A 1,065-nucleotide genomic window follows, 5' to 3' on the forward strand; every position below is an offset into this window, starting at 1 on the left:
GTAGTGGTTGTGGGTCGGCAGTACACCGATGGTTAGGGGAAGAATGTCTGACATTTTTTTCGGTCGACGCTCAGCTCTGGCAAAATACCTGACTGTTGTTTTTATCGGCCGGTATTGGCCGATCCTTAATATTTTCGAGCGTAGCGATTGATGAGTGAACAACCAGCGGCCAGCCGCATTCGGGTCGAGGCCTTGGCCGAAGAATTCCAGGCCCGCGCCGCGCAGTGGGCTGCGCTGTTGGGCTTGCCTGTGCAACGCGATGAGGCGGATTTTTCCCTGCAGGTCGGCGAACAAGGCCTGCAATTGCAACAGCTCGGACCGGACGCACCGGGCCCGGTGCGGGTCGACTTTGTCGAAGGCGGCGCGGCGCACCGGCGTCTATATGGCGGTGGCAGCGGGCAGATGATCGCCAAGGCCGTGGGCGTCGCCCAAGGCGTGCGTCCCCGTGTACTGGACGCCACGGCCGGGCTGGGCAAGGATGCGTTCGTGCTGGCAAGCCTGGGCTGTGAGATGAGCCTGATCGAGCGCCAGCCGTTGATTGGTGCCTTGCTGGAAGACGGCCTGGCACGCGCCGCGCAGGATTTTGACGTGGCGCCGATCGTGGCGCGCATGACGCTGCTCAAGGGCAACGCCATTGAAGTGATGCTCAATTGGGAAGGCGAGCCGCCGCAAGTGATCTACCTGGACCCAATGTTCCCGCACCGCGAGAAAACTGCCCTCGTGAAGAAGGAAATGCGCCTGTTCCGGCCACTGGTCGGTGATGACTTGGATGCACCGGCATTGCTCGCGGCGGCCCTCGCCCTGGCCAGCCATCGCGTAGTGGTCAAACGCCCGCGCAAGGCGCCGTGCATTGACGGGCCCAAGCCGAGCCATGCGCTGGAGGGCAAGTCCAGTCGTTATGATATTTATCCCAAGAAGGCGCTTAAGGTTTAGGCTGCAAGCTGCAAGCTGCAAGCTTCAAGCAAAGGCGCCTTTCACTTGCAGTTTGCAGGTACCTACACAACTCAGCAGCGCCCAACCGTAACCACGATGCGAAGCGAGTCGCTCTTGATCTTGATCTGCTTT

General features: G+C 60.7%; 1 protein-coding gene. It reads left to right on the top strand.

Annotated elements, in window-relative coordinates:
- Positions 1-150 precede the first annotated feature (150 nt).
- Positions 151-933, top strand: coding sequence for a class I SAM-dependent methyltransferase (locus tag BFP90_RS13220; protein ID WP_065891957.1), 783 nt, complete (start codon positions 151-153; stop codon positions 931-933).
- Positions 934-1,065: the final 132 nt, after the last annotated feature.

The sequence above is a fragment of the Pseudomonas sp. 24 E 13 genome, from assembly GCF_900004715.1.
GTDB lineage: Bacteria > Pseudomonadota > Gammaproteobacteria > Pseudomonadales > Pseudomonadaceae > Aquipseudomonas > Aquipseudomonas orientalis_A.

Coding starts and splice junctions, on each gene's coding strand:
- BFP90_RS13220 (WP_065891957.1), top strand. CDS start 151: ATGAGTGAACAACCAGCGGCCAGCCGCATTCGGGTCGAGGCCTTGGCC.